General features: G+C 71.2%; 3 protein-coding genes. All 3 read left to right on the top strand.

Going from position 1 to position 1935, the window contains the following annotated elements; genetic code table 11:
• On the top strand, positions 1 to 544 hold a 544-nt coding region (locus tag AC3XYG_RS21910; protein ID WP_489141988.1), incomplete at its 5' end, for an FAD binding domain-containing protein.
• Positions 541 to 1038 carry a (2Fe-2S)-binding protein gene (locus AC3XYG_RS21905; RefSeq protein ID WP_489141987.1) on the top strand — a complete coding sequence of 166 codons (498 nt, stop codon included), beginning with the start codon at positions 541 to 543 and terminating at the stop codon, positions 1036 to 1038. The genes AC3XYG_RS21910 and AC3XYG_RS21905, both read left to right, overlap by 4 nt.
• Positions 1035 to 1935 (top strand): xanthine dehydrogenase family protein molybdopterin-binding subunit (locus tag AC3XYG_RS21900; protein ID WP_489141986.1); only part of this gene is annotated, 901 nt, incomplete at its 3' end. The genes AC3XYG_RS21905 and AC3XYG_RS21900, both read left to right, overlap by 4 nt.

The following is a 1935-nucleotide window of genomic DNA, read 5'->3' as shown; positions in this document are numbered from 1 at the left end:
CCGCAACCGCGGCACGATCGGCGGCAGCGTCGCCCTGGCCGACCCGGCGTCGGAATTCCCGGCGATGATGCTGGCCATGGCGGCGGAGATCGAGATCGCCGGCCCTGCCGGCCGCCGCCTGGTGCCGGCAGAGTCGTTCTTCCTCGACCTCTATCAGACCGCGCTGGAGCCGGGCGAGATTCTGGTCGCGCTGCACATCCCCGCGATCGGCCCTGGCCACCGCTGGGCCTTCGACGAGCTGGCGCGGCGGCGCGGCGACTACGCCATCGTCGGCGCCGGCATCCTGGCCGAGTTGCGGGACGGCATCGTCGCCGGCATCCGCATTGCCTTCCTCTCGGTCGGCCCGACCCCGCTGCGCGCGAAGGCGGCGGAGGCGGCACTGGCTGGCGGCGTCTTTGATGTCGCGGCGATCGTCCGGGCCCAGGCCGCACTGGACGGCGACCTCGACCCGCTCGACGACGAGCAGGTGCCGGCGGCGATGCGGCTGCACCTCGCCCGCGTGCTACTGGGCCGGCTGCTCGGCCGGCTGATGGGGACCCCATGACCGCCCCTGTCGCCATCGCGCTGCGCGTCAACGGCGAGGAGATCCATCGCACGGTCGAGCCGCGCGAGACGCTGGTCGATTTCCTGCGCCGCGACCTGCAGCTGACCGGTACCCATGCCGGCTGCGAGATGGGGGCCTGCGGTGCCTGCCTGGTGCTGCTGGACGACCGACCGGTGCATGCCTGCCTGGTCTTTGCCGTCCAGGCCGACGGCACGGCGGTCGAGACGGTCGAGGGCCTGACCGATCGGGCCGCCATCGCCGAGCTGCAGCAGGCCTTCCACACCCGCAACGCCCTGCAGTGCGGCTTCTGCACGCCCGGCATGCTGGTCACCGCGCACGGCCTGCTGGCCGCATCCGGCGTCCCGTCCCGCGATGAGATCCGCGACGCCCTGTCCGGCAATTACTGCCGATGTACCGGTTACGAGGCGATCGTCGACGCCATCGAGCTGGTGGCGCGGCGCCGGGCCGGGCTCGTGCTGGAGGAAGAGGCATGAACGCGCCCCTCGGCTCCATCGACCGGCCGAACTCCTATATCGGCCGATCGGTCTCGCGGCCCAACGCCAAGCGCCTGCTGGCCGGGCGCGGCCGCTACGTCACCGATCTGGTGCTGCCGCGGATGCTGCACGCCGCCTTCCTGCGCAGCCCCTACGCCCATGCCCGCATCGTCTCGATCGACACCACGGCGGCGCTGGCGATGCCCGGCGTGCGGCTGGTCGCGACCGGCGAGGATCTGGCGCGCATCTGCACGCCCTGGACCGGCACGCTCGACCATTTCAAGGGCATGAAGTCGCCGCCGCAGCTGCCCTTGCCGCTCGACCGGGCCGTGTGGTCCGGGCAGGCCGTGGTGGCCATCGTGGCCGACACCCGGGCCCAGGCCGAAGACGCGGCCGAGGCGGTGGTGGTCGAGTTCGAGGAGTTGCCCGCCGTCACCGACATCGATGCCGCCCGCGCCCCGGACGCCCCGCTGGTGGCGCCCGGCCTGGCCGACAACATCTGCTTCCACACCGAGATCGACACCGGCGGCACCGACCTGATCTTCACCCGGGCGGCGCATATCGTGGAGGAGGAATTCCGCTTCAGCCGGCACACCGCCGTGACGCTGGAGCCGCGCGCGATCGTGGCCGATTACGACCCGAGCGAGGTCCGCCTGACCGTCCACCACGCGACGCAGACGCCCTACCAGTTCCAGGATCTTTATTCCCGTCACTACGGCATCCCGGAAGCGCAGGTGCGCGTGATCGCGCCCGATATCGGCGGTTCCTTCGGCATGAAGCTGCATGTCTATCACGAGGACATGGCAGTGGTGGGCCTCAGCATCCTGACCGGCCGGCCCGTCAAGTTCGTCGCCGACCGGCTCGAATCCTTCGTTTCCGACATCCATGCGCGCGACC

It is taken from the genome of Inquilinus sp., assembly GCF_057815775.1.
Note: the sequence above shows the minus strand (reverse complement) of the source record. Positions and strands in the feature narration are given on the sequence as shown.